We start from the raw sequence: 23,278 nt of genomic DNA, 5'->3' as shown, positions 1-23,278 counted from the left end.
CACATAGAGTGGTGCGAATGGAACAAGCGAGACAAAGATAATAGGGGGAGCGGGACGGATGACAAATCGAATGACGATCGAACAGGCAGCAGGCCGGGTGATGGTAGCACTAGACTACCCTAATGTTGAAGCAGCTAAGCAGCTAATGACGCAGCTTGAAGGTATACCTTGCTATATGAAGGTAGGTATGCAGCTGCTGTACGCATCGGGTTCAGACTTCATTCGTGAGCTCAAAGCTAAAGGTTATCGGGTGTTCCTCGATGTAAAGATGCATGATATTCCGAATACAGTCAAAGGTGGTTCACACAGCGTGACGAAGCTCGGCGTGGATATGTTCAACATACACGCAGCAGGCGGCGTAATGATGATGAAATCGGCTGTAGAAGGTGTGGAACAGGCATTAGAGGAAGACAGCAGCTTGACTCGACCGACTGTTATCGCTGTAACTCAACTGACAAGCACCAATCAGCAAGTCATGAATGAGGAGATTGGCATTGCGGGTACAGTTCCTGATGCTGTTATCAAATATGCGAAGCTGGCGCAAGAAGCGGGACTAAATGGAGTTGTAGCTTCACCACAGGAAGTGCAGCTCATTAAAGCAGCATGCGGCGCATCATTCCAGACGATTACTCCTGGTATTCGACCTGCGGGCAGTGAGGTAGGAGATCAATCTCGAATTATGACACCAGCTATGGCTATTCAGCAAGGTACAGACTATCTCGTTATCGGCCGTCCTATAACAGCTGCGGCAAACCCGCGTGAAGCGCTGGAACAAATCTTGAAGGAGATGATTTAATATGACAACAACATCGAAACCTTTAGCGTCAACGATTGCGAATCATTTACTTACCATTCAAGCAGTGGCACTTCGCCCGAATGATCCATTCACATGGACATCTGGTATTCGTTCACCTATCTATTGCGATAATCGCTTGACGATGGGGTATCCAGAAATCCGCAATGCTATTGCAGAAGGATTCGCACAACTCGTACGCGAGCATGCACCTGATGCGGAAGTGATTGCTGGTACAGCTACAGCAGGCATCCCTCATGCGGCATGGGTAGCGGATAAGCTCGGATTGCCTATGGCATATGTACGTGACAAAGCAAAAGGACATGGCAAGCAGAACCAGATTGAAGGTTCAATCAAGCCAGGCCAAAAAGTTGTCGTTATCGAGGATCTAATCTCAACAGGCGGCAGCTCCATTAAGGCGGCACAGGCAATACGTGAAGTAGGGGCAGAGCCAATGGCGGTTATGGCTATTTTTAGCTATGAGTTTGATAAGGCGGCTGCAGGATTTGCCGAAGCGAACATTCCATTGCATACATTGTCTAACTACACAGCGCTTATTGAAGCGGCAGTTGAGATGAATGTCGTCGAAGAGAAAGATGTGGATATGCTACAAGCTTGGAGACGTGATCCAGCAGCTTGGGGTGTATAAGAGAAAATAGGTTAATTAGGCAAGGAATCGATTTATATATGAAAACGATTGATGAGTGGGATAAATAGATAGAAAAGGCACCTTAGGCTTTTATACAAGCCTAAGGTGCCTTTTTATGATGCAGTAAAATTACATCAACGATAAGCTTTACGCTGTAAAGAAAGGGAGTAGGAATGCGGATTAGTCATCCCATTTCACTTTCAGTACTTTGCCATCCGTTGCGGAAACATATACTTTAGCATCGTCATCGTCGTTCTTTTTCTTTTTTGCTTTGATTTCAATTTCATATACAAGTTTGTTGTTTTCTTTTTCAAGCTCAACTTCTTCTACTTTGCCAGGGACTTTCGTTAATGCAATTTTAATCGCTTGTTCTTTTGTAATTTTCGTACTTGGTTTGTTTGACTTTGGTTTAGCTGGCTTTTTATTATCGTCATCGTCTTTGTCGTCATTATCGTCGTCGTCGTTCTTTTTAGTGTTTGGTTTGTTATTTTTATTGTCCTTGCTGCTCGTATTGTTGTTTTTGTCTTGCTTTTGTTTGTTGTCATCATCATCGTCATTGAAATCTTTTTCCCACGTCACTTTACCTGTGTAAGCGTCAATGTATACTTCATCTTCTTTGTCTTTGCGATTCTCAAATTCTACATGGTAAACGAGGCGGCCATTTTTCTTCTCAAGCTCGACTTCCTCGATTTTAGCGTTTTTAAATAAGCCAGTTGCAATTTTTTTTGCACTATCCAACGAAATTTTAGCTTTGCTATTGTTGTTGGACGTTTGTGCTGCTGGAGCAGGTTTACTCGTATCATCGTTTTCTTTAGCCATTACGTTGTTTCCCAATCCGATTCCGCTCAGTACAAGTGCACCTGCTAGTGTAGTTGCTGCCCATTTTTTCATAGTAAATCCTCCTAATGTTAGATATTCCCTTGAAGTTCTATTGTTTATATCGTAATAATAACTTTCATTTATTAGAGTATAAAGGCAATTAGATGAGAATTTGATGAGAAAATGCTTTGAATTGTGTATATAAAGCAAATAGGATAGAGTAATTATCTATTAAAATAATGTAACCATTACTTTTAAATGTTGAGATATGAATGGGAAATATGGTAAAATAATGTTATCCACGGAATCAGAGCCTGTATTGCGTTTCAGGCAGTATTTGTAAGGCTAAAAAGGAAATATCTGACCAAGTAAGATAATTTAAAAATCACATCTTCTGAAAAAATTCTCCTTTGTAATCACTTAACCGATCTTCATTTATATTATGATGCCAGTGAGGATAGTTATATGAAATAAACCATACTGCTGTCTCTCTTTTAGACAATGTACACATATTCGCTTTCAATGTATACCTATACCTCTTTTAGATTATTTCTAGATTATGAAACTTACTCTCACATACCATCTCAGCGATGTTAGACTGATTTATTGAATTTATTTACAATCCCCCTATTGCTCTTTATGAAACTAATTACGCGGTGATACCCTCTATGTTTTGATTAGCTGGCCAGCTTTCAAATATAAATTAAAAAAGGTAGGTTATTCTCATGAAAAATAAGAAGTCTTCTATTTTTATTTTGACAGTAGCACTTTTTCTTAGCGTAATTACTCCTATTACTTATTCTGCCCAATCAGATGACTTGAAAAATATCACCGGTGGCTGGAGTGAAAGAGATGGGTATTTTGGGGGAGGAATTTCAGTAACGTCTATGTCAACTGCTTCTCATACAGGCTCTGTAGAATCTAAAGAGGTTGCAACGGGCGTTTTGATGTCAAGAGCAGTAGGTAATACTTCTTGGGATACTGTATATCATTATACACGAGCTAGGTTCGAAGGATATGTTACAGGTTCGGTAACTGGAGATAGTGGCCGTGTCTGGGGCTGGAATACAACAGAAGCCAAAAGTGATTGGATTGATACGTTTCTGACAGATTATGTAGGGAAAACATATTACGGTAACCAATAATAAGGAGACAAGCGAGAAAATCATCATGATTTTCTCGCTTTAAATAATACTGCTATGATATTCAAAAAGTTATATTCTACATCAGGGATAATACATTACATTTTAATGTTTTTGTTAACTATTTTAGGTGCTCTTTCATTTTGGTTTTTATCATATCTGGATTATATGAATATGCTTAGTAATGGGTATAAAAATAAAAACTCTATTACATTTGAATTAAAGGATATAAGGCACCAAATTAGTGATATCAGTAAACCTTATCTTTTAATCCAGTATCATCAAAACTCTAAAATAAAGCATGTCTGGATGAATGGAGATGTTTTACTTCCTCCATTTTATAAAGTGAGACAACATTCAAATAAGGATAAGGTAGCACTGGCAGGTGAAAATATAAGTATTAGAGATATTCCAGATGAATATGATTTTATTGGGTATTTTAATGTCCCGAACTCATACCAGTTCCAATCTGAGATATGGTTGATCTCAAGAAATATTGAGCTTAATTTAAAAAATGGAACGTGGTTTGTTTTTATGACACCACATTATAATAATGAAAAGGTATTAAATGAGCTTTTTGGCAAAAACGAACTTGAAATTATTGATGAGGAGCTCAGGGGAACTTATATTTTGAAGTCAAATCAGGCACTTGATGAGATACACGTTATCTTGCTCATCTTATCATTTATTATATTCTTTATTGTGGTTAATTCATGGTTCGGTCATCAAAGTAATTTATATACCATTTTATATATACATGGATATTCCCCTGCATCACTTTGCGCAATTATTTTGAAAACTAAAATTTTTCCATATATTTTTGTTTCAACGGGCTTATTGATGGTTGTTTTGATAACAATTTATTATACATATCCTATGTGGGATTCAAAATGGATAGTGTATGCAATTACACTTGCGCTTTTTTATAATTTTTTATTTATTATTATAGGACTTTATCGGGTACGTTTCGACATAGTTAAAAAAGGTGGTAAAAAATATTGAAGGCAATTTTTATATTTATAAAATCAAATAAACTACTAATCATTTCTCTATATACTGCTGCATTTTTTTATTTTTGTTTACTTGCTCTGCTTACATTGAGTATGAATCAATCTAGTCTTGAATTAAACGTAGCTAAAAATTATCAAGGGAAAAACTTATATCAGATATCAGATGAACTTTATAACGAAAAGGAAAGAGCTTTTTTTTCACAATTAAATAGTTTTCAGAAATTAAATAATTTCAGTAATGAGCTTGGTGCTAATCAAGCCTTTACGTATTATACAGCCGTTTGGCAACCTATTGAAATAGCAAACTTCGAGGGTAATACTGTGTTTGATGCATATTATGAGTCTGGTAACAATCAACCTGCTTTTGAAATTAACAATACATCATATAGGACGGTAAAGTCCGTGCAAATGAATGCTGCTGCAATTGAATTAAACAATCTTGAGCTTAATGAGGGTAGAAAATTTAAAGATAAAGAATATATTTTAAATGAGAATCAGACTAAATTACCAATAATTCTAGGAACTGAGTATTCTAAGGAGTATAAGGTTGGAGATACTATAAATATATTATATTATCAAAAACAATTTGTAGGAGAAGTAATCGGAATTCTCAAGTCTTCTCAAAAAATAATGACCGTCCAAGAACCCGAGTTAATATTGGATAGATATGTGATTCTACCTACTCTTAAATTTGAAAGTTTACCTTCGTCTTATGGAACGGGGATATTTTTTAAAGCGTTACTATTGAGCAAGATAAATGGAAATATTATTACCGAACTAAATCCTTTTCAAATTAGAAGTGAATTGAATAACATTTCATTGAGGACAGAGTTTAATCAATTTACTGTCATTGGTGCTAATGGGAAGGTGATTGATACTATCGTAGATATGACTAAAATGAATAGAAACATTTTATTTATAGGTATGACAGTATTGCTAATTACTTTAATTGCTATTTTTATTATGGTTTTAAGAGTTATTATCAACAAAAGTGTAGAAGTCTATAAAGTTCTATTAATAAGTGGTTACAGCATGGAAGAAGTTGCTAAGTTGATTCACTATAAAACTTCTCTGATACAATTCGCGGGACTGATTATTCCTTTTCTACTTATAATTTTGATAGCTAATTTTTCTATTACTATTATAATCGCTTACATTTTAGTTTCCTTATTTTCAATTGCAGTAATATTAATTGTTACTAAATTATATACTAGGAATCTCATAAACAAGATAGATGTTGTTAGACAATTGAAAGGATGAAATGAATTGGAACATATTGTTTTAGAAAATGTGTCAAAAAAATTTACGGATAGAACAATCTTTGATAATGTGAACTTAAGGGTAGATAAAGGGGGGATGGTAGCTATAATGGGGAAAAGTGGAGTTGGAAAAAGTACACTTCTTAACATTATTGCAGGTATGGAAAAGCCATCATTCGGTTCTTACTTTTTTGATGGAAATAGTATGACTGATATGAGTATAAATAGATTGAGCGAGACACGTAAGCATAGAATGGGTTATATCTCTCAACATAGTCCAATGATACCCAGATTAACAGCTCTTGAAAATATAATGGTTCCATTATGGTATGAAAAAAAAGAAGATCATATGAATGCAGTGATGGATCGAGTTAAAGCATTGGGTGAGCTATTTGGGATTAGACATATTTTGAATGAGAAGATTGAAAAGCTATCAGGTGGAGAAATTCAAAGAGTAGGAATTATACGTTCTCTAGTAAATGAACCAGACATAATTATAGCTGATGAGCCTACCGGATCGTTAGATAATGAGACAGAACTAAATGTATTATCATATTTGAAAAGTTTGAAAAATATTACAATTATCATTGCTACTCACAGTGATTCTGTCTCATTACATTGTGATGAGAAATATTATATGACAATGGACGGATTAAAATCTGTCGTAGTATAGAGTGGAGAACAAATAAAGCAATTCTATTCCTTAATTATGCTAAAAGTAAATTACCTTATAACATAAGGTTGCTTTTTCTAAATGAGTGGTGTGATGCACGACTCTAATAGAAAGGCGGCCTTTTGTAATATTTGATTAGATACGAATTAACTTAGCTGTGTGAGAGATGTGGTTGCAGTAACTGTTCAAACATAGAAAAAGCCGCCAACTGTTGAGGTTGGCGGCTTTTAAATTGGGAAGCATGTTTGAATTAGTAATCATCATCGTCATCATCATCTGTGCTGGTACTGCTATTGTTACTACTGTTATTGCTAGTATTATTACTGTCGTTGTTGCTCATATCATCGTCGTCATCATCATCGTCGTTCGGCTGGCTGCCTACTTGATCATCGTCATTGTTGACAGGAGGGGTGGTCTCCGTAGAACCGCCGTTATTGCTCGTGTTGTTATTATTCGTTTGATTCGTTTTATCAGGCTTGCTGCTGGTAGGCTTACTAGGCTTATTGATAATAGACCCACCGTTGTTGTTTTTGTTCGTGTTATTGCTGTTTAGATTATTGTTGCTCTTATTATCAGTACTAACGCCTTTGACCTCTTTTTTACTTTCATTATCATCATCGTCTGAATCGTCGTCATCATCATCATCTGTGACACTAGCGATAACAGCTCCAGAATAGGCGTTAATGTATACTTTCTTTGTACCCTTTGTTGTCTTTATGTCTACCTCATACACAGGAACTCCATTTTCCTCTTCTAGATCAATAGATTTAAATGTTCCTTTTACGGCATTGAGTGCAATAGACTTTGCTTCAGACTCCGTGATCGGCATAGAGTTGTTGTTAGTCGGCTTTTTATCAGGTTTGGAAGTGATTTCTTTTTTCAATACTTCGCCGTCAGCTTCATTAATATACATAGTTATGGATTCTTTATTATTTTCTAATTTGGCTTCATAGTAACGACTGCCATCCGGCTGTATTTTCAATTCGAGAGAACTGAGTTTACCTTTAAACTGTGTTTTCGCGATCTGCTTCGCTTCTTCTTTTGTAATAGGCGTAGAGCCATTTCCGGGTACATTAGGATTGGTTGGCTGACCAGTACCAGGATTCTCTTTTCCAGGTACATTAGGATTTGTGGGATCCTTAGGAACACCTGCTTCACTTATTTGTTTGAGATGAAGGATATCGCCGTTATAACCACCAACATGCAGCTCGTACCATCTGTCTCCATTTTTAAGCTTAGCCACATATTGAGGTGGATTGCTATTTTCATTGAGTTGGAGACTCTCCACCTTGCCGACATAGGCTTTGCTAATGATTTGTTTAATTTCTTGCTCAGAAAGGAGTGGGTTCGTTTGCTGCGCCCATATTTGTCGTACTCCAAATAAAAGGAAGGCTAACAGCAGTGCGCCGCTTGCAGCGTAGATCCATTTTTTCTTAAGTCGATTCATCGTATATTCACCTCGGTTCGAGAAGAATCTGTGTCGTTGTTTTAAAAGTAACAGATATACCTTAGTTTGCAATGATAAAATAATGAGAATTTGATGAGAGTGATTATGCTTTTATTTGCCAAGTAAGTGGAAAATGAATAATAAAGCTCGTTCCCACGCTTTCTTGGCTTTCTACTTCGATAGTACCATCATGGGCATCTACGATTTGTTTGGCAATGGAAAGTCCTAATCCAGTTCCGCCTGTTTCCCGATGTCGAGCTTTATCTACGCGATAGAATCGTTCGAATAGATGAGGGATATCTTCTTCAGGGATGCCTACACCACAATCTTTGACAACAATATGCGCATGGGATTCGTCAGCAGAGACGAGGACGTCAATATCGCCTGAACTGTATTTGACGGCATTATTCAATAAAATGAACAGCAGTTGTTTATATTTCGCCTCATCCGCGATCACTTCGAGTGTATTCAAATCCTGATGCAGCGTAATTTCTCGATGGTAGGCTTGTTTCGTTAATTTGACAGCTTGAGTAGTAGTATCGATCAGGTCAAATGGGTTGGCCTCTATATGCATGCCTGCATCATGACGTGCTAAGTCCAACATTTGATGAGTCATCTCTTTCATACGCACGGCTTCAGAATAGATGGCTTCCACAGACTCTTTGAGTACTTCCGGATCATTCATTCCCCAGCGCTTTAGCATTTCTGCATAGCTTTCAATAACGGTTAATGGCGTCTTCAATTCATGAGAAGCGTCTGATACGAATTGCTGCTGCTGATCGAAGTGAAGTTTTAACCGTTCTATCATTTTGTTAAACGTATTGCCGAGTTTATACAGCTCGTCTTGGGATTTCCCTTTTACGTCAAGCTTTTTGAATGTGTTCTTACGCTGAATTTCTTCCATGGTTGCGATGAGCGCGTTGATAGGACGCAGAATTAGATTTGTCAACAATCTACCAGCTAAGAAGGATGGGATTAATACGACAATCGTTGCGATCGTTAAAACCCATCTTAGTTGTGATAAGTTTTTTTGCGTCGACTGTATGTTCTCTGTCACTTCAAGCATTGCAATCCGTCCATCTTCATAAATGATGGGGAGATAGCTGCGTGCGAACATCGTATCTTGGTAAAAAAGCAGTTCGTTTTTTTGTTCTTGATAGTACTTTGCGGGCATTTCTTGATACGGTACATGGCGGGCTGGGTCATGCTTTACTTTTCCATCTTCAAATATAATTCGAATCATTCCGTCTTCTGGTAAATAACCACCACGAAGAAAATCGTTTATATCGCCCCCTGTAAATTCCTGAAGCGGTTTAGATATTTGTTGAGCTTGAAGCTGAACACTGCTTAATGCATCTCTGGTCGTCATATTATAGAACAAAGCGTATATTGACATGTTGATAATGAGAATGACGAGCAGTAGCCAGACGGACGACAGCAAATAAATTTTTGTGCGCATGTTCATAGCGATCTACTCCTTCATGACATACCCCACACCACGAATCGTGTGTATAAGCTGTTTATCGAACTGATGGTCAATTTTTTTACGCAAATATCGAATATAGACATCGACAACATTGGTATCTCCGTAATAATCAAAGCCCCACACATTGGTTAGTATTTGTTCGCGGTTCATAACTTGATTCGGATGTTTTAACATGAACACGAGCAAATCATATTCACGTGGTGTCAGTTCGATATCCGTATCTCCCCGTTTTACTGCTCTTGATTTGTCATGGACGCTTAAATCGGCTATTGTCCATACATCACCATTGTCTGCTGGGGCAGTAGGTGCAGGCTGAAGTTGAGCTTTCATACGCAAACATGTGCGGATCCGCGCTAACAGCTCTTCAATTTGGAATGGCTTTGTCACGTAGTCATTCGCACCTAGATCAAGTCCGCTTACTTTATCGTGTACAGAGTCCCGTGCCGTCAGCAAAATAACGGGTGTCATATTGCCAGATGTACGAAGGCGTCGCAATACCTCCAAGCCGCTTAATCCTGGCAGCATCACATCAAGAAGAATCAAATCCCAGCTCTGTTCTTGGCATATTTGATAGCCGTCCAAGCCATTGTCAATCATCTCAGATTCATAACCTTCATGCTTTAATTCAAGCTGTATAACTCGCGCGATTTTTACTTCATCTTCAATAATAAGAATACGTGGCTTCTCCATAATTGCACTCCTGTTCGTTAATCATGTAGAATCGCTTGCTTTATAACAGCATATCTGCAACTGCGTTGTATTTCAACAGATTATCATTCCAGAGAAGGAGTTCAAATACATACCTAGATCATGTTGGTGCTAACTATAATTCGCTATATTCAATTAGGAGTGACTGGATCATTCTAAGGCTACTAACTCATTTTGTAATGGAGGTATTAAGGAATGAGTGTTATCGAAGTAAGCAATTTGTACAAGTCGTTCGGTCCCGTGCATGCCGTGAAAGGAATATCTTTTAGTGTGAAGGCTGGGGAAATATTTACGATTATTGGTCCGAATGGTGCTGGGAAAACAACAACATTGGAGATGATAGAAGGGCTGCTGCAGCCTGATAAAGGAAGCGTGCAATTATTTGGTTTGTCATGGCCCTCGCATGCAGAGAAATTGAAAGAGCGAATTGGCGTACAACTGCAAACGAGCGCCATGTTCGACTTGTTAACGGTAGAAGAGCATTTGGATGTATTCCGCAGTTTTTATAAAAGAAAGCGTCAGGTTTCTGATATTTTGACACTTGTAAACTTACAGGAGCAAAGGAAACAACGGATAAAAGGTTTGTCTGGTGGACAGAAACAGCGGCTTGCTATAGGTCTGGCACTAATCAATGATCCCGAAGTCATTTTTCTTGATGAGCCTACAACAGGATTAGATCCGCAGGCTCGCCGTAATATTTGGGATATCATACTTAATTTGAAGGAACTAGGCAAGACGGTTATTTTGACCACGCATTATATGGAAGAAGCGGAGCGATTAAGCAGCCGTGTATGTATCGTTGACCAAGGACAGATTGTTGCACTTGATACGTCTAAGGCGCTTATTCAACAAATTTCCACCGAAAGAGAAATTAGTATTCAAGGAATAAAAGTGGAGCATGTCCAAGACATGGCTATATTTGCGGATAAGATTCATTCTGTGAAGCGAGTAGAGACAGATGGCGTCCAATTGCAGGTGCTATCGACTTCTCCCGAACAGACATTATTGGAGTTGTTTCATTATACGACAGCATGCAATTACAAGGTAGAGCAAATTAACATTCGGGATTGGAGTCTTGAAGATGTATTTATCGCTTTGACAGGAAAGGAGTGGCGTGACTAATGACTCAATTAGCTACATTGTTTACCACGCATCTTAAACTAACTTTCCGAGAGAAACAGGTATGGTTTTGGTCGATATTTTATCCAGTAATCCTCCTCGTTATTTTTGGTTTTATATTTGGAAAAGTAAATGACGGCACCAACTTTGAAGCAAAGGTAGCAATTGTTCAAGACGTACCTAATCAAGTGTCTAGTCAATTACTGCAAATCCTTTCTCATATTCCACAGCTTGAGCTGGACGGGGATGCTTCTATTTCTCAGGCAATTGCGCTGGAAAAGTTAAAACAAAAAAAGGTCGATGCCGTTATTGTGCTGCCGGAGCATGAGCAAGTAGGTACGATTCAAATATGGTTACATCAAGAAAAAATGCAAACGACGACTACGCAAGCGATAAAAGGAATTGTTGAAAGTGTTGCCCAGCATATGAATTGGAGCATTGCTAATGTTCAACCGACTATATCGGTGCAGACGAACACAGTCTCTGTTGGCAAGGATGACCTGAAATATTCTGCTTTCCTTTTAACAGGTCTTATTGCACTGTCTATTTCGCAGTCGGGATTGTTCAATATGGTTCAGCACATTGAGCTTCAGCGAACAGGTTTACTGCGCCGATTGCGGATGACACCTATGTCTATGATAACGTTTAGTACAGCATCTATATTAGTCAAATGGGTACTTGCGTTAATACAGATTGTGCTCCTGACAATCGCTGGTATGTGGCTGTTCGATGCAGCACTGTACGTTGATTTATTAGGCTTGCTGTTTATTTTCACCGTAGGTACACTTTCCTTCGCAGCTATGGGGTATTTTCTCGTGTCTCTTAGCAAGTCGATGGAAATGTATATAGGTTTGGCGAATCTTGCCAGCTTTCTGATGATGTTTATTAGTGGTATTTTCTTTGACGTAAATATGCTCCCGGAGTTTATGCAGTCCTTGTCACATCATGTGCCGCTTACTTATTTTGCGAATGGAATCAGAGATACGATGCTTTATGAGATGAGTTTAAGCAATGGTGCCCTATGGAATAATGTCTTTGTTTTGGTGCTATGGGGAGCGGGAGCTATGATAGCTGCATCCCTTATAATGAAGCGGAAAAATTTGAAGTAGTGTATGTGAGAATACGCATAATATTGTAAATATAAACATGCAGCAGACCCACCCTTATAGGTGGATTCCTATAAGGGTGGGTCTGTTATTTTTTCCAAATAATTTTAAAAACGTGTAGGATTATGTTAATCAGTCTGTAACTTTTCCAGTCATTTCTTCGTTTATACTTGAGAAGAATTTTTATTACGGGGAGAGGGGGCCAAGTCATTGCTGAAGAAGCTTCGGCTCAAGAAAAAGCAACAACAGAAGCCGGATGTCTCAAATGCTGAAACGGAGAAGCAACCAACGATAGAAGCAGAAGCAACTGAAGACATCAAGAGCAAAGTTTCAACCGCAGAGTGGCCGCAGCGCAAGGTGACGTTAGCACCTGAACAGCCGCTGCTTGAAGTGCGCAATGTAGAGCGAATATTTGACGTGGGCAGTCAAAAGCTGCATGTCTTGAAAGGCATAAATATGCAGGTTATGCAAAACCAGCTTGTTATGTTGAAAGGCCGTTCAGGATCCGGTAAGACGACGCTGCTTAACATGTTGGGCGGATTGGACTTACCTACTAGTGGTGAAATATGGTTCCGTGGTGAACAGCTATCTGCTTGGAGTGATGATAAGCGTACACGTGCTCGGCGGGATGATGTCGGATTTATTTTTCAGGCGTTTGCTCTTATGCCGCTATTATCTGCGTATGAAAATGTAGAATTATCATTGCGGATGGCTAACATTCCTCGACATTTATGGAAAGCCAGAGCGCAGCATTGCCTTGAACTTGTAGGGCTTGGTAAAAGGATGTACCATCGTCCGTTTGAGATGTCGGGCGGTGAGCAGCAGCGTGTTGCGATAGCAAAGGCAATCGCGCATAAGCCCCTGCTGCTGTTGGCAGATGAGCCTACAGCTGAACTTGATACGCAAATGGTTGCTCAGGTTATGGGTGTATTTCAGCAAATTATTCACATTGAGAACATTTCCATATGTATGACAACTCACGATCCAACAATAATGGAGGTAGCCGATCATGTATACGAAATGGTTGACGGAAAGTTCGTCTCCTAATTCACAACGATCTCGCAGCAGACGTCTACAGCGCTGGATGTTAATTGCGATGTCGAGTACGTTGCTGTTCACTTCTGCTTGCTCGCTTCTGCCGGCTGAAGAGGAAGAAGAAATTCTGCCAGTTATTACACCGCCAACGATTTCTAAGAAGCCTGAGCATGAAGTAACTACGCAAACGTTAGTTGATCAGTTTAGCGCAAGCGGTAAGATTATGTCGCAGCAGGAGGAACATGTTTATTTCTCTGTAGACGGCAAACGGATTAAAGATGTACTTGTGAAAAATGGAGACAAAGTTAAAGTTGGACAAGTTATCGCAGCCTTCGAAACCGAGGATATCGAGAAAAGCATACGCGACAAAAAATTCGAGATTCGTAAAGAAGAATACGCGATGAAGGAAAATTTGCGTAAACGCGATGAAATGGATGAGCTCGAATTTGAACAAATGCAGCTGAATTATGAGCAGAAGAGACAAGATCTCGCTGACTTGGAGAAGGATCTAAGCAAAGCAACGATTCGTGCTCCCTTCTCAGGATCTGTAGTTGCCCTTTATGGACAGAAGGGGAATCAGACCAAAGCCTATGACCCCATTGCGACTATTGCGAATACATCCACGCTGGCGGTAGCTGTCAAGTTATCCAAAGATGAGCTTGAAGATGTTGCGATAGGAATGGAAGCTGAAGTCAAAATTAATGGTCATGACAAGCCTATAAAAGGCAAAATCAAAGCTCTGCCGAATCCTAATAGCTCTAGCACCCCCAATCAGCCGAATCAGCCAGATGGAGGACAGGGTGGCAATAATGCACAGCAGGAAAAGCTTGAGGATTTTGTCATTGTACAGGTCGATAAGCTCCCAGCTAATGTTCAACGCGGTACGAGTCTTGGTGTCAACATCATTAAAAGCCGTAAAGAAAATGCGGTTGTCATTCCGAACTCAGCTCTTCGTAAGATTGGCTCACGTAAATATGTACAGGTCGTGGAGCCAGATGGAACGAAGCGTGAAGTGGATGTAGAGGTTGGACAAGATGATGCAACAGTAGTTGAAATTTTGAGAGGCTTAGAGCCTGGTCAGAAAGTGGTAGGTAATTAATGGGTATTCCATTATTTAGATTCCTGTTCCGCAAAATGTGGAATACACGCTGGATGACACTTAGCACATTGCTCGGTTTGCTCGTCGCAATTTCCTTTACAGTTAGTATCCCGATGTACTCGGACGGCGCATTGAAGCGCGTTGTCAGCCAGTCAATTGCGGACAACAGTCAGACGCTTCCAGCTGGTTCCCTACTCATGCGTTATCAAGTGAGCGGTGCCGATAAGACTGATTTGAATGCACTGCATTCCGTCGATCAATACATCAAAAATGATGTGAAAGAGAAAATAGGTTTTCCTTCACAAGTATTCGTCAGGACACAGTCGCTAAGATCGACAGAAGTTTATCCAGAAGATCCTACAAAGGTAGATGCCAGTCGTATTCGGACGATGACTCTTGCCTCTATGGATGGATTAACGGATAAAATTGAGTGGACGAACGGACGTACATACAAAGAAACGGCTCCAGGCAGTCCGGTAGAAGTAGTTATGTTGGAAGATGCGATGTATCGTAATGATTTGCATATCGGTGCTGTATTGGAGTATCCGGTTTCCGGTGGTGCAGAATCACTTGTTAAAGTGAAAATCGTAGGTACATTTAAACCGTTGAAAGACACAGATCCGTATTGGTATCAAGGATTTGACAGTATGGTCAACATGCTATATGTGGCCCCGGACATATTTGAAAACAAGCTTTTAAAAGAAATGCAAATTCCGATCAATCAATCCAGCTGGTACTATGCATTTGATCTGCGTGATATCCAAACGAGTCAAATTACTGATTTGAGTCGTACATTAAATCGCTTGAAAATTGATTTGAATCAGCAGCTTAAAGATACGAAGGTGGAGCTTTCCTTCGAGAAGCTGCTGGAGGAATTCCGCAGTCAAAGTATACAGCTTCAAATGATGTTACTTACGTTGGCTGCGCCGATGATTGCAATGGTATTTTACTTTATTGCGATGAATGCCAACCAATCCTTGCAGAAGCAGCAAAGTGATATTGCGGTGCTGCGAAGCCGTGGCGCAAGTACACGCCAAATTATTATGCTCTATTTAATAGAAGGAGTTATCCTTGGTGGTGTTGCACTTGCTATTGCTCCATTCGTAGGTTGGTTCATGGCCAAGTCAATAGGATCTGCAAATGGATTCCTTGAATTCGTCAATCGCAAATCTATACCTGTAGGCTTTACAACAGATGCAGTTATTTTCGGAATTGTAGCTGTCATTATTGCATTATTAGCGAGTATCATTCCTGCTGTTATTTTCGCACGCTCGTCGATCGTTAACTTGAAGCAGAAGTTGGCACGCTCAGATAAAAAACCGTTCTGGCAGCGTTGGTTCCTAGATATATTGCTGCTTGGTGTAGCAGGATATGGCTATTATTTATCCAGTCAGCAGCAAATGCTGTCATTCCAGACAGGAATGAGCGCTGATCAATTGCAAGTACAGCCATTCTTATTCTTTGTACCCGCAATTGCTATATTTGCATCAGGTTTGTTTTTCCTGCGTTTATTCCCATGGATATTAAAAATTATCCAATGGATTGGCGGGAAGCTGCTCCCTGTGCCGTTGTATTTGACACTGACTCAGCTTTCTCGCTCGTCTACAGCTTATTATCCGCTGATGATATTGCTTATATTGACGTTAGGACTTGGCGTATACAATTCATCAGCTGCTCGTACGATTGATGTGAATTCAACAGAGCAAATATTGTACAAATATGCTGCTGATGTCGTTATTACACCGGTATTTGAGAGCTATCAAGAACGAGATCCTGATGCTAAAAAAGGAAACCAAGGCGGGGGTAGCGGCCAAGGTGGTGGAACGGGCAGACCTCCGGGTGGAGGAGGCCAAGATCAGCAGCCACAGGGTAAAATTATTTATAACGAGCCGCCATTCGAAGTATTTAAGCGTTTGCCAGGAGTTGAGGCAGCAACGAGAGTGATGCAGGTGAAAGCGAATGTTCTGTCGGCTGGCAGCTCACTCGGTTCTGGTAATTTGGTCGGTATCGACAATGTCGACTTTGCTAAAGTCGCGTGGTTCCGCGAGGATATGTATCCATTGCATCCTAATCTTTATTTAGATGCACTCGGCAAATATATGGAATCAGCTGTTATTATTCCAACGAGTGTTGCGAAGCAAAACCAAATTAACCCGGGAGACCCACTTACCTTAACGGTGAATGGTCAAGAGCTGGAGTTGGTTGTTGTCGGCACTCTGCCATACTGGCCTGGTCAGTATCCTGCAAAAATGCCATTTTATATCGTGAACTTGGATTATGTTTATGATCAGCTTGGTACGATTCCTTACGATGTTCTAGTGAAGATGAAGGATGGTGCCAAACTTAAACCGATTATGGATGCACTGCAAAAAGAGCAGATCGACCTTGTCTCTATAAAAGATGCGAATGCAGAATTGAGAAATCAAAGCAAGCATCCAACAAGAGGTGGAGTATTCGGTATTTTGAGTCTGGGCTTCCTTATTTCAATTATCGTTTCACTCATCGGTTATATCTTGTATTGGTTCTTTAATTTGTCGGGTCGGGTCGTGCAGTTCGGGGTACTTCGAGCAATGGGATTGTCCCGTCGCCAACTGACAGGTATGCTGCTGCTAGAGCAAATCTTTACGGCAGGACTAGCAATTGGCTTAGGCGTCCTTATAGGTAAGCTTGCGAGTATTCTGTTCCTTCCGTTCTTGCAAAGTACGACAGATGCCAGAATGCAAGTGCCGCCGTTCCGTATTATATTTGATTCGAAGGATACGATGCAATTGTATATAGTTGTCGGTGTCATGATGCTGTTGGGCGCCTCCCTTCTCTTTGTTCATATTCGCCGTCTGCGCGTGCATCAAGCCGTGAAGATGGGAGAGGAGCGTTAAACGATGATACATTGCGAAGGTCTCGTGAAAATATACAAATCGAACGATTTGGAAGTTGTCGCCTTGCAAGGTCTTAACTTGACTGTTAAAGAAGGCGAAATGATGGCCATTATCGGGAACAGTGGTAGTGGTAAGTCTACATTCCTTAACATTCTAGGTGGCTTGGATCGTCCCTCTGCTGGGACGATTCAAGTTGGAGAATGGAACTTGTTGAAAATAACGGATGATCAACTTGTCAAATACAAACGAGACACGGTAGGGTTTATTTGGCAGAACAATGCGCGTAATCTATTACCTTACTTAACAGCTTTGGAAAACGTAGAAATGCCTATGATGCTGTCAGGGCGGTTAGACCGAGCTTATGCGAAGCAATTGCTAGAATGGGTAGGCCTCGGCCATCGCTTGAATAACAAGCTGCAGCAGCTATCAGGTGGTGAACAGCAGCGGGTTGCGATTGCAATTTCTCTTGCCAACAAGCCAAAGTTGCTGCTCGCAGATGAGCCAACCGGATCGGTTGATACGCAAACTTCTGATCTGATTATGGACATTTTCCGCAAAATGAATAAAGAGTTGGGAGTTACGGTAGTTATCGTAACGCACGATTTATCTATAGCTGGAAAGGTCGATCGTGTGGTAGCCATTCGTGACGGTTTAACTAGTACAGAGTTCATTAAGCGTAATCCAGGATTGGATGAAGCAGGTAAAGGTTTGCAAGAGATTCATGAAGCCTATGTAGTCGTGGATCGCGTTGGTCGTTTACAAGTACCAAAGGATTACTTAGAAGCGTTGAACATTGATGATAAAGCATCTATGGAATTGGATGGCGATAAAATCATTATTCGTACACCTAAACAATTGGAGGAGTAACTGAGATGAAGAAATTATGGTTGAAAAAGGCGTTAATGCTGACTGTAGCATTGACGATGATCGTACCGATGCTGGCTGCATGTACGAAAAAAGAGGAAGCAGTTCCTCCAGGTCAGGAACGTGTATTGCGTATCGGGATGCCGTATGGCGGTGGAGATGACAGCTGGTTTAGACAACAGTATGTAGAAGCATTTGAAATGGCGAATCCGAACATTCGAATCGAGCTTGTCCCTGCGGTTAACTACGAGGATCGTAGATACGAAGATGATAAAGATCCGAAGAAGAAAGAGCCATCCTTTAAAGAATCTTGGAAAAAAATATTAGAAGGTGCTAATGCTGTCGATGTAGTCATTTCTGATGCAGAAAGCTTCCGTCAACTAGCTAAAGATGGTATGTTGGCGAAGTTGGATGAGCGCATGGTACAAGACAAGTTTGACACTTCTGATATCGTGCCTGCTGTTCAGGATGGAATTAAGGCGATGGGAGAAGGAAGCGTTTATGGCTTGGCACCAACGTTCAATTCCAGCGCTTTGATCTACAACAAGAAGCTGTTCCAAGATGCGGGGGTAGAACTCCCTAAGGATGGAATGACATGGGATGAGATGTTTGCACTGGCACAGCGTGTAAGTAAAGGTGAAGGTAAGGATCGAACTTATGGCTTCGCATTCGATCGTTACACGGGAGATCCGTATTATTCCATGACTTATGCGTACATGAGCCCACTTCAGCTGCAAATGTTTGATCCTAAAGCTGAAAAAATGCTTGTTAACTCGCCAAATTGGGAGAAAGCTTGGGATAAAGTAGCGAAATTGTACAAAGATAAAGTGATTCCTACGCAAGATGCAATGATGATGGATGGTCCGCCACAGGAGGATAACCCTTTTGCTCATGATCAGTTCTTATCTGGTAAAGTAGCAATGATGCTTACAGATATGTACTACATGAATGGCGACCTTGCAAGTGCTGCACGTAATGCAGGCAAGATTAAAAATTTCAAACCGTTTGAGTGGGATGTTGTATCCGTTCCGCATCACTCTGAAGTACCTGGTGTTTCCAGCATGATTAATATTAACAACATTTTCTCGATTAATGCAAAAGCGCCAAATGCTGAAGATGCTTGGAACTTTATCAAATATGTAAATGGTGAGCAATGGGCTAAAGTACGCAGCCGCAGCACTAGCTATGAAATGGTTACACGCAAATCGTACATTAAACCTAAAGAAGGTTTGAATTACAATATCGCAGCGTTTTACAATGTGAAACCTGTAATCCAATCTTCAAATATTAGAGAGCTTTATGAAAGTAAGCCGGATTTGAGCTATGTAGAAACGTTTGCTAACCAATTGTTCAATGAGATCGCTTCTGGTAAGAAAACAACGAAGGATGCATTGAAAGAGTGGGAAACAAAAGGTAACGAAATGCTGCAAAAAATTAAAAATGGAGTTGCTATCCAACCACCAGGAGTTCCTGGAGGCGTATATCGCTAAAGAGGAGAGGCATGCCGATTATGGCATGCCTTTTTTATTGTGATCCTATCGAGATTATGCCAGTGAGGTCTCTACTCATGGAAATGCATGAAATGGGGTACATTACTTCTATTAATGCATGCGTGATAACCAGCACCTTTTGGTGATGGGAACTCATCATAAGAGCAATATCGATTCAAAGGTTCTATGATGAACGAGCATGAGTAAGGAAAGGATGTATGAATATGCAATGGATCTATTGGGGGCAGCTCTATGATACGAGGTTTCAAGCTCGAGTACTTCAGCAGCGTCTGGAGCATGATGCGTGGCTATATGGATATAGTACGCCACAAGATATAGAAGTTTATCGCTCACGCCGCGGGAAATATGGGGTAAGATTCGTTTTGTAATGGGGGTGTACTACGGTGGATTTTCGCTTAGATTTTAATTTTGAAAAAAATATTAAATAAATGGTTGACTGAACATGTGTGATGTAGTATAGTATTACTTGTCGCTGATGAACGACGCGATGAAATAAATGATGACGCGGGGTGGAGCAGTTCGGTAGCTCGTCGGGCTCATAACCCGAAGGTCGTAGGTTCAAATCCTGCCCCCGCAACCAAAGCAATCATATACCCTTGTGGCAATCAGGGGCCCTTAGCTCAGTTGGTTAGAGCGGTCGGCTCATAACCGATTGGTCGGGGGTTCGAGTCCCTCAGGGCCCACCATAATTCAAATATATTTTACAGGTTAGTGCTTATTATATGCCGGGATGGCGGAATTGGCAGACGCACAGGACTTAAAATCCTGCGGTAGGTGACTACCGTACCGGTTCGACCCCGGTTCTCGGCACCATTACATAACCTATTAGCGCTACTTACGAATATAGTATTGAATATGGAACGGTTAAACTCCTTTCGCGAAGCGGAAGGAGTTTTTTTAGTTCATTGACATTTGCTATGAATAGGTGCGTTTTTTATGTATAGACGTTACAATCGAATTAACTAGACAGGGAGGAATAGAAGTGGCTATGAAAGTTGATAATGATTGGTCGGCAAAGTTGCATGATGAAGTGCGTATGCCTTATTTTAAACAGCTCTGGTCGTGGTTGAAGGGGGAATACGAGCGAGAGGAAATATATCCTCCTTATGATCAATTGTTTACAGCGTTTAGACTGACTTCATATGAAGATACGAAAGTCGTGATTGTTGGACAAGATCCCTATCATGGTCCAGGACAGGCGCATGGCTTAAGCTTTTCTGTGCGTCCTGGTGTTCGGATTCCGCCTTCCTTATTAAATATGCTTAAAGAAGGTGCTTCAGATGTAGGTATAACGATGCCTAATCATGGTTCGTTGGCTTCTTGGGCTGAGCAAGGGGTGCTTCTTCTGAACACGGTTCTAACCGTGCGTGCGGGACAAGCAGCTTCACATAAGGGTATGGGATGGGAACAGTTCACAGATCGTGTGATTGAACTGTTGAATGAGCGTGACAAGCCTATTATTTTCGTACTATGGGGCAGTCATGCACAAGCGAAGGTGAAAATGATAGATCAGAAGAAACATTTTATCGTTCAATCTCCGCATCCAAGTCCATTGTCTGCTCATCGTGGATTTATGGGGAGCAAGCCGTATTCGAAAATCAATGCTAAGCTTCGTGAGTGGGATGAGGTAGAGATTGATTGGCAGCTACCGCAGCTATAGTTTGGCTAGATGCTGTAAGTTAGTGAACCGCTGTTATATGCGTTGACATTAGCGACATAGCTTGTTATATTATTGGTAAGTATTTCATGTAATTGATGATATTCAACGATCTGATAGCTCAGCTGGGAGAGCACTATCTTGACAGGGTAGGGGTCGGCGGTTCGAACCCGTCTCAGATCACCAAATTTATATTCCTAAACCCTTGTTGAAGCAAGGGTTTTTCTTTTTATTTCAAGGAAGTAGATTTGACCTTTACCTAGATCCTAATGTTTAAGCGGTCAAATCAGGGGCTGGTATCACTCAAATTTATTTAGAAGTGGTTTATGAATGTGCGGACGCGGGTACACTGTCGGTAGATTTATCAAGGAGGTTAGCCTGATGAATGTGCCGAATGTGTGGAGGCGAGCTTTCGCATATATGATAGCGGGTGTGCTTGTTGTTGTGTTGTCAGGATGCACGAGTTTTCTTCTGGTTGAACGAGAGCCAAAAGAAGAAGTTTGGGATTTGCACGAGCCTAGATCTCCCATATACGAAGAGGTGTATGGCAAAATAGTTATTCCTGAAGATGTGTATCAACCGTAGTTCTTACAAGTTGGTAAGCTGTATATCAAAATTACACCTCGAAGACCGTCGTCTTGGCTTGCGATCTTCGAGGTTATTTATTTTGCATAGGATATGATTTGTAATAGTGAATGTTTGAAAGCAAGCGTGATTAAGAAAGCAATAAAGCTGTGATTTAAGAATGCTGGTTATGCTGAGGGGGTGTGCTATTCAATTGCTCCGCTTGGTCACTGGTAGCCGCAGTATTTGAAGAACTAAATATTTCTGGATTGAACTTATCCCAGCTTCTCGAATAGGCTTTGCGTGTAACGACTAGCAGTAGGGTAATCATGCCGATTACCATCATAATGACGGCAACTATGGTAGCGGTAATTGGATCCATGTTCTAACCTCCGGGATGATTTGGTAATAGACGTATAAGTATAACTATACATGATATCCAATTTTTTGTATAATGATGTTTCTCGATTAACGGAGGTGCTGAATGATGACAACAGAACTATTAGAAGTAAAAACACAAGAGCAATTAGAGGCATGTATTGCAATCAGATTGGAAGTATTCGTAGAAGAGCAACAAGTGCCGGTTGAGGAAGAGTGTGACGAGTATGATAAACTGGAGGCCCCTGCCTATCATGTGCTTTTGCAACAGCAAGGGGAATACATAGCAACAGGCCGCATTAAGCTGTTGGATGAGCTTACAGCTAAAATGCAGCGCATTGCAGTTCGTAAGTCGTACCGTGGACAAGGTATCGGGCGTGTACTCGTATTAGGGATGGAACAAGTTGCACGTGTACATGGGGTAGAACGGAGTGTGTTGGATGCTCAATGTCAAGCGGAAGGGTTTTACCAGTCGCTTGGTTATGTAACGATTTCGGAAGAGCCTTTTTATGATGCAGGTATTTTACATGTTCGTATGGAGAAGAAGTTGTAGGTTCGAATAAGTGCATATGAGTTTCATTCTAAAGGGATGCTAACCATATGTGAATGATTGGCTGCTTGATATGGGATGATGAACAATAGCAGGAGGGCAGTTGATCGTTCGCCATTACAGAAATGAAGGAGCTGCATAGGATGAATGAACGAGAGTCTTTTATTGCTGTTCAGAAAAATGGTGATGGTGATTTAACTGCCTTCCAAACGAATAGTGGCCGAGTGCTTGGTTATGAGCAGGCTTTACAGGCGGTTCAAAGTGGTGAAATTGCAGGTGCCAATGTTTTTAAGGGGAGGAATGGCAATCTGTATATTCGCGGTGATGCTGATGGAGATCCGACTAATAACTTGGACAGCTTGCCTCCTTTTTAGTGCAATCCATCGTATTTGAAAATGAATGGCAGCAGCTATCCTGATGTTGGGCAGTTAACGAATTGAGGGGTAGCTTTTTTGTTTGTGGAAATAGGGCATAAAAAAAGCGGAGACGCTATGTCTCCGCTGTTCGTTGTTATCTAGTTATGTGAAAAATAT

23 protein-coding genes and 4 tRNA genes are annotated in these 23,278 nt (G+C 40.6%); 22 read left to right on the top strand and 5 right to left on the bottom strand.

Going from position 1 to position 23,278, the window contains the following annotated elements:
- Window positions 1-58 precede the first annotated feature (58 nt).
- Both pyrF and pyrE read left to right on the top strand, forming a co-directional pair.
- Complete coding sequence (gene pyrF / locus NQ117_RS18565) at window positions 59-796, top strand: orotidine-5'-phosphate decarboxylase (protein WP_258279514.1); 738 nt, start codon at window positions 59-61, stop codon at window positions 794-796.
- A 1-nt stretch (window position 797) separates the two neighbouring features.
- The gene (gene pyrE / locus NQ117_RS18560) at window positions 798-1,442 is read left to right on the top strand and encodes an orotate phosphoribosyltransferase (RefSeq protein ID WP_258279513.1); all 645 of its coding nucleotides are present in this window, start codon (window positions 798-800) and stop codon (window positions 1,440-1,442) included.
- A gap of 180 nt (window positions 1,443-1,622) precedes the next feature.
- On the opposite strand, the gene NQ117_RS18555 is transcribed toward pyrE, so the two are convergent.
- Entirely contained in the window at window positions 1,623-2,333 is a 711-nt protein-coding gene (locus tag NQ117_RS18555; protein WP_258279512.1) for a PepSY domain-containing protein, read from the bottom strand.
- 653 nt (window positions 2,334-2,986) lie between these two features.
- Between NQ117_RS18555 and NQ117_RS18550 the strand changes: the two genes are divergently transcribed.
- From NQ117_RS18550 to NQ117_RS18535, 4 genes are all read left to right on the top strand, one after another.
- Window positions 2,987-3,406 carry a hypothetical protein gene (locus tag NQ117_RS18550; RefSeq protein ID WP_258279511.1) on the top strand — a complete coding sequence of 140 codons (420 nt, stop codon included), beginning with the start codon at window positions 2,987-2,989 and terminating at the stop codon, window positions 3,404-3,406.
- A 171-nt stretch (window positions 3,407-3,577) separates the two neighbouring features.
- On the top strand, window positions 3,578-4,405 hold the full coding sequence (locus NQ117_RS18545; RefSeq protein ID WP_258279510.1) for a hypothetical protein: 828 nt from the start codon (window positions 3,578-3,580) through the stop codon (window positions 4,403-4,405).
- The gene (locus tag NQ117_RS18540) at window positions 4,402-5,673 is read left to right on the top strand and encodes an ABC transporter ATP-binding protein (RefSeq protein ID WP_258279509.1); all 1,272 of its coding nucleotides are present in this window, start codon (window positions 4,402-4,404) and stop codon (window positions 5,671-5,673) included. The genes NQ117_RS18545 and NQ117_RS18540 overlap by 4 nt, the downstream gene beginning before the upstream one ends.
- A 6-nt stretch (window positions 5,674-5,679) precedes the next feature.
- Window positions 5,680-6,345 carry an ABC transporter ATP-binding protein gene (locus NQ117_RS18535; protein WP_258279508.1) on the top strand — a complete coding sequence of 222 codons (666 nt, stop codon included), beginning with the start codon at window positions 5,680-5,682 and terminating at the stop codon, window positions 6,343-6,345.
- Window positions 6,346-6,595: 250 nt separating this feature from the next.
- On the opposite strand, the gene NQ117_RS18530 is transcribed toward NQ117_RS18535, so the two are convergent.
- The 3 genes from NQ117_RS18530 to NQ117_RS18520 all read right to left on the bottom strand — a co-directional run bounded on the left by NQ117_RS18530 (window position 6,596) and on the right by NQ117_RS18520 (window position 9,968).
- Complete coding sequence (locus NQ117_RS18530) at window positions 6,596-7,792, bottom strand: PepSY domain-containing protein (RefSeq protein WP_258279507.1); 1,197 nt, start codon at window positions 7,790-7,792, stop codon at window positions 6,596-6,598.
- Between the two features lie 103 nt (window positions 7,793-7,895).
- A complete protein-coding gene (locus NQ117_RS18525) occupies window positions 7,896-9,257 on the bottom strand; it encodes a sensor histidine kinase (protein WP_258279506.1) in 1,362 nt (453 codons plus the stop codon).
- A gap of 6 nt (window positions 9,258-9,263) precedes the next feature.
- A complete protein-coding gene (locus NQ117_RS18520) occupies window positions 9,264-9,968 on the bottom strand; it encodes a response regulator transcription factor (protein ID WP_258279505.1) in 705 nt (234 codons plus the stop codon).
- A gap of 213 nt (window positions 9,969-10,181) precedes the next feature.
- Here NQ117_RS18520 and NQ117_RS18515 point away from each other — a divergent pair, with 213 nt between their 5' ends.
- From NQ117_RS18515 to NQ117_RS18450, 14 genes are all read left to right on the top strand, one after another.
- A complete protein-coding gene (locus NQ117_RS18515; protein WP_258279504.1) occupies window positions 10,182-11,108 on the top strand; it encodes an ABC transporter ATP-binding protein in 927 nt (308 codons plus the stop codon).
- Window positions 11,108-12,214 (top strand): ABC transporter permease, encoded by a 1,107-nt coding sequence (locus tag NQ117_RS18510; protein ID WP_258279503.1) that lies wholly within the window; start codon window positions 11,108-11,110, stop codon window positions 12,212-12,214. Before NQ117_RS18515 ends, NQ117_RS18510 begins: the two co-directional genes overlap by 1 nt.
- 288 nt (window positions 12,215-12,502) lie before the next feature.
- A complete protein-coding gene (locus tag NQ117_RS18505) occupies window positions 12,503-13,258 on the top strand; it encodes an ABC transporter ATP-binding protein (RefSeq protein ID WP_375163100.1) in 756 nt (251 codons plus the stop codon).
- On the top strand, window positions 13,221-14,345 hold the full coding sequence (locus NQ117_RS18500) for an efflux RND transporter periplasmic adaptor subunit (RefSeq protein WP_258279501.1): 1,125 nt from the start codon (window positions 13,221-13,223) through the stop codon (window positions 14,343-14,345). The genes NQ117_RS18505 and NQ117_RS18500 overlap by 38 nt, the downstream gene beginning before the upstream one ends.
- Window positions 14,345-17,221: an ABC transporter permease gene (locus tag NQ117_RS18495; RefSeq protein ID WP_258279500.1), complete on the top strand. Its 2,877-nt coding sequence runs from the start codon at window positions 14,345-14,347 to the stop codon at window positions 17,219-17,221. Before NQ117_RS18500 ends, NQ117_RS18495 begins: the two co-directional genes overlap by 1 nt.
- A gap of 3 nt (window positions 17,222-17,224) precedes the next feature.
- Window positions 17,225-18,088 (top strand): ABC transporter ATP-binding protein, encoded by an 864-nt coding sequence (locus NQ117_RS18490; RefSeq protein WP_258279499.1) that lies wholly within the window; start codon window positions 17,225-17,227, stop codon window positions 18,086-18,088.
- A 5-nt stretch (window positions 18,089-18,093) separates the two neighbouring features.
- On the top strand, window positions 18,094-19,575 hold the full coding sequence (locus NQ117_RS18485) for an ABC transporter substrate-binding protein (protein ID WP_258279498.1): 1,482 nt from the start codon (window positions 18,094-18,096) through the stop codon (window positions 19,573-19,575).
- Window positions 19,576-19,799: 224 nt separating this feature from the next.
- Window positions 19,800-19,964: a hypothetical protein gene (locus tag NQ117_RS18480; RefSeq protein ID WP_258279497.1), complete on the top strand. Its 165-nt coding sequence runs from the start codon at window positions 19,800-19,802 to the stop codon at window positions 19,962-19,964.
- Window positions 19,965-20,099: 135 nt separating this feature from the next.
- Window positions 20,100-20,176: transfer RNA gene (locus NQ117_RS18475), tRNA-Met, on the top strand.
- 29 nt (window positions 20,177-20,205) lie between these two features.
- A tRNA-Ile gene (locus tag NQ117_RS18470) sits at window positions 20,206-20,282 on the top strand.
- A gap of 38 nt (window positions 20,283-20,320) precedes the next feature.
- Window positions 20,321-20,409 (top strand) — tRNA-Leu (locus NQ117_RS18465).
- Between the two features lie 175 nt (window positions 20,410-20,584).
- Window positions 20,585-21,256: a uracil-DNA glycosylase gene (locus NQ117_RS18460; protein ID WP_258279785.1), complete on the top strand. Its 672-nt coding sequence runs from the start codon at window positions 20,585-20,587 to the stop codon at window positions 21,254-21,256.
- 107 nt (window positions 21,257-21,363) lie between these two features.
- Window positions 21,364-21,439 (top strand) — tRNA-Val (locus tag NQ117_RS18455).
- Window positions 21,440-21,634: 195 nt separating this feature from the next.
- On the top strand, window positions 21,635-21,838 hold the full coding sequence (locus NQ117_RS18450; protein ID WP_258279496.1) for a hypothetical protein: 204 nt from the start codon (window positions 21,635-21,637) through the stop codon (window positions 21,836-21,838).
- 154 nt (window positions 21,839-21,992) lie between these two features.
- On the opposite strand, the gene NQ117_RS18445 is transcribed toward NQ117_RS18450, so the two are convergent.
- The gene (locus tag NQ117_RS18445; protein WP_258279495.1) at window positions 21,993-22,199 is read right to left on the bottom strand and encodes a hypothetical protein; all 207 of its coding nucleotides are present in this window, start codon (window positions 22,197-22,199) and stop codon (window positions 21,993-21,995) included.
- 105 nt (window positions 22,200-22,304) lie between these two features.
- On the opposite strand from NQ117_RS18445, the gene NQ117_RS18440 reads away from it, so the two are divergent.
- Both NQ117_RS18440 and NQ117_RS18435 read left to right on the top strand, forming a co-directional pair.
- Complete coding sequence (locus NQ117_RS18440; protein WP_258279784.1) at window positions 22,305-22,748, top strand: GNAT family N-acetyltransferase; 444 nt, start codon at window positions 22,305-22,307, stop codon at window positions 22,746-22,748.
- Window positions 22,749-22,888: 140 nt separating this feature from the next.
- A complete protein-coding gene (locus NQ117_RS18435; protein ID WP_258279494.1) occupies window positions 22,889-23,119 on the top strand; it encodes a DUF3892 domain-containing protein in 231 nt (76 codons plus the stop codon).
- Window positions 23,120-23,278 lie beyond the last annotated feature (159 nt).

This window comes from Paenibacillus sp. SC116, from assembly GCF_024733555.1.
Lineage (GTDB): Bacteria > Bacillota > Bacilli > Paenibacillales > Paenibacillaceae > Paenibacillus_B.
This window is presented reverse-complemented; position numbering and strand designations above follow the sequence as displayed.

Coding starts and splice junctions, on each gene's coding strand:
- NQ117_RS18480 (WP_258279497.1), top strand. CDS start 19,800: ATGCAATGGATCTATTGGGGGCAGCTCTATGATACGAGGTTTCAAGCT.
- NQ117_RS18530 (WP_258279507.1), bottom strand. CDS start 7,792: ATGAATCGACTTAAGAAAAAATGGATCTACGCTGCAAGCGGCGCACTG.
- NQ117_RS18485 (WP_258279498.1), top strand. CDS start 18,094: ATGAAGAAATTATGGTTGAAAAAGGCGTTAATGCTGACTGTAGCATTG.
- NQ117_RS18460 (WP_258279785.1), top strand. CDS start 20,585: ATGAAAGTTGATAATGATTGGTCGGCAAAGTTGCATGATGAAGTGCGT.
- NQ117_RS18510 (WP_258279503.1), top strand. CDS start 11,108: ATGACTCAATTAGCTACATTGTTTACCACGCATCTTAAACTAACTTTC.
- pyrF (WP_258279514.1), top strand. CDS start 59: ATGACAAATCGAATGACGATCGAACAGGCAGCAGGCCGGGTGATGGTA.
- NQ117_RS18490 (WP_258279499.1), top strand. CDS start 17,225: ATGATACATTGCGAAGGTCTCGTGAAAATATACAAATCGAACGATTTG.
- NQ117_RS18495 (WP_258279500.1), top strand. CDS start 14,345: ATGGGTATTCCATTATTTAGATTCCTGTTCCGCAAAATGTGGAATACA.
- pyrE (WP_258279513.1), top strand. CDS start 798: ATGACAACAACATCGAAACCTTTAGCGTCAACGATTGCGAATCATTTA.
- NQ117_RS18520 (WP_258279505.1), bottom strand. CDS start 9,968: ATGGAGAAGCCACGTATTCTTATTATTGAAGATGAAGTAAAAATCGCG.
- NQ117_RS18450 (WP_258279496.1), top strand. CDS start 21,635: ATGAATGTGCCGAATGTGTGGAGGCGAGCTTTCGCATATATGATAGCG.
- NQ117_RS18435 (WP_258279494.1), top strand. CDS start 22,889: ATGAATGAACGAGAGTCTTTTATTGCTGTTCAGAAAAATGGTGATGGT.
- NQ117_RS18440 (WP_258279784.1), top strand. CDS start 22,305: ATGACAACAGAACTATTAGAAGTAAAAACACAAGAGCAATTAGAGGCA.
- NQ117_RS18525 (WP_258279506.1), bottom strand. CDS start 9,257: ATGAACATGCGCACAAAAATTTATTTGCTGTCGTCCGTCTGGCTACTG.
- NQ117_RS18550 (WP_258279511.1), top strand. CDS start 2,987: ATGAAAAATAAGAAGTCTTCTATTTTTATTTTGACAGTAGCACTTTTT.
- NQ117_RS18500 (WP_258279501.1), top strand. CDS start 13,221: ATGTATACGAAATGGTTGACGGAAAGTTCGTCTCCTAATTCACAACGA.
- NQ117_RS18545 (WP_258279510.1), top strand. CDS start 3,578: ATGCTTAGTAATGGGTATAAAAATAAAAACTCTATTACATTTGAATTA.
- NQ117_RS18445 (WP_258279495.1), bottom strand. CDS start 22,199: ATGGATCCAATTACCGCTACCATAGTTGCCGTCATTATGATGGTAATC.
- NQ117_RS18515 (WP_258279504.1), top strand. CDS start 10,182: ATGAGTGTTATCGAAGTAAGCAATTTGTACAAGTCGTTCGGTCCCGTG.
- NQ117_RS18555 (WP_258279512.1), bottom strand. CDS start 2,333: ATGAAAAAATGGGCAGCAACTACACTAGCAGGTGCACTTGTACTGAGC.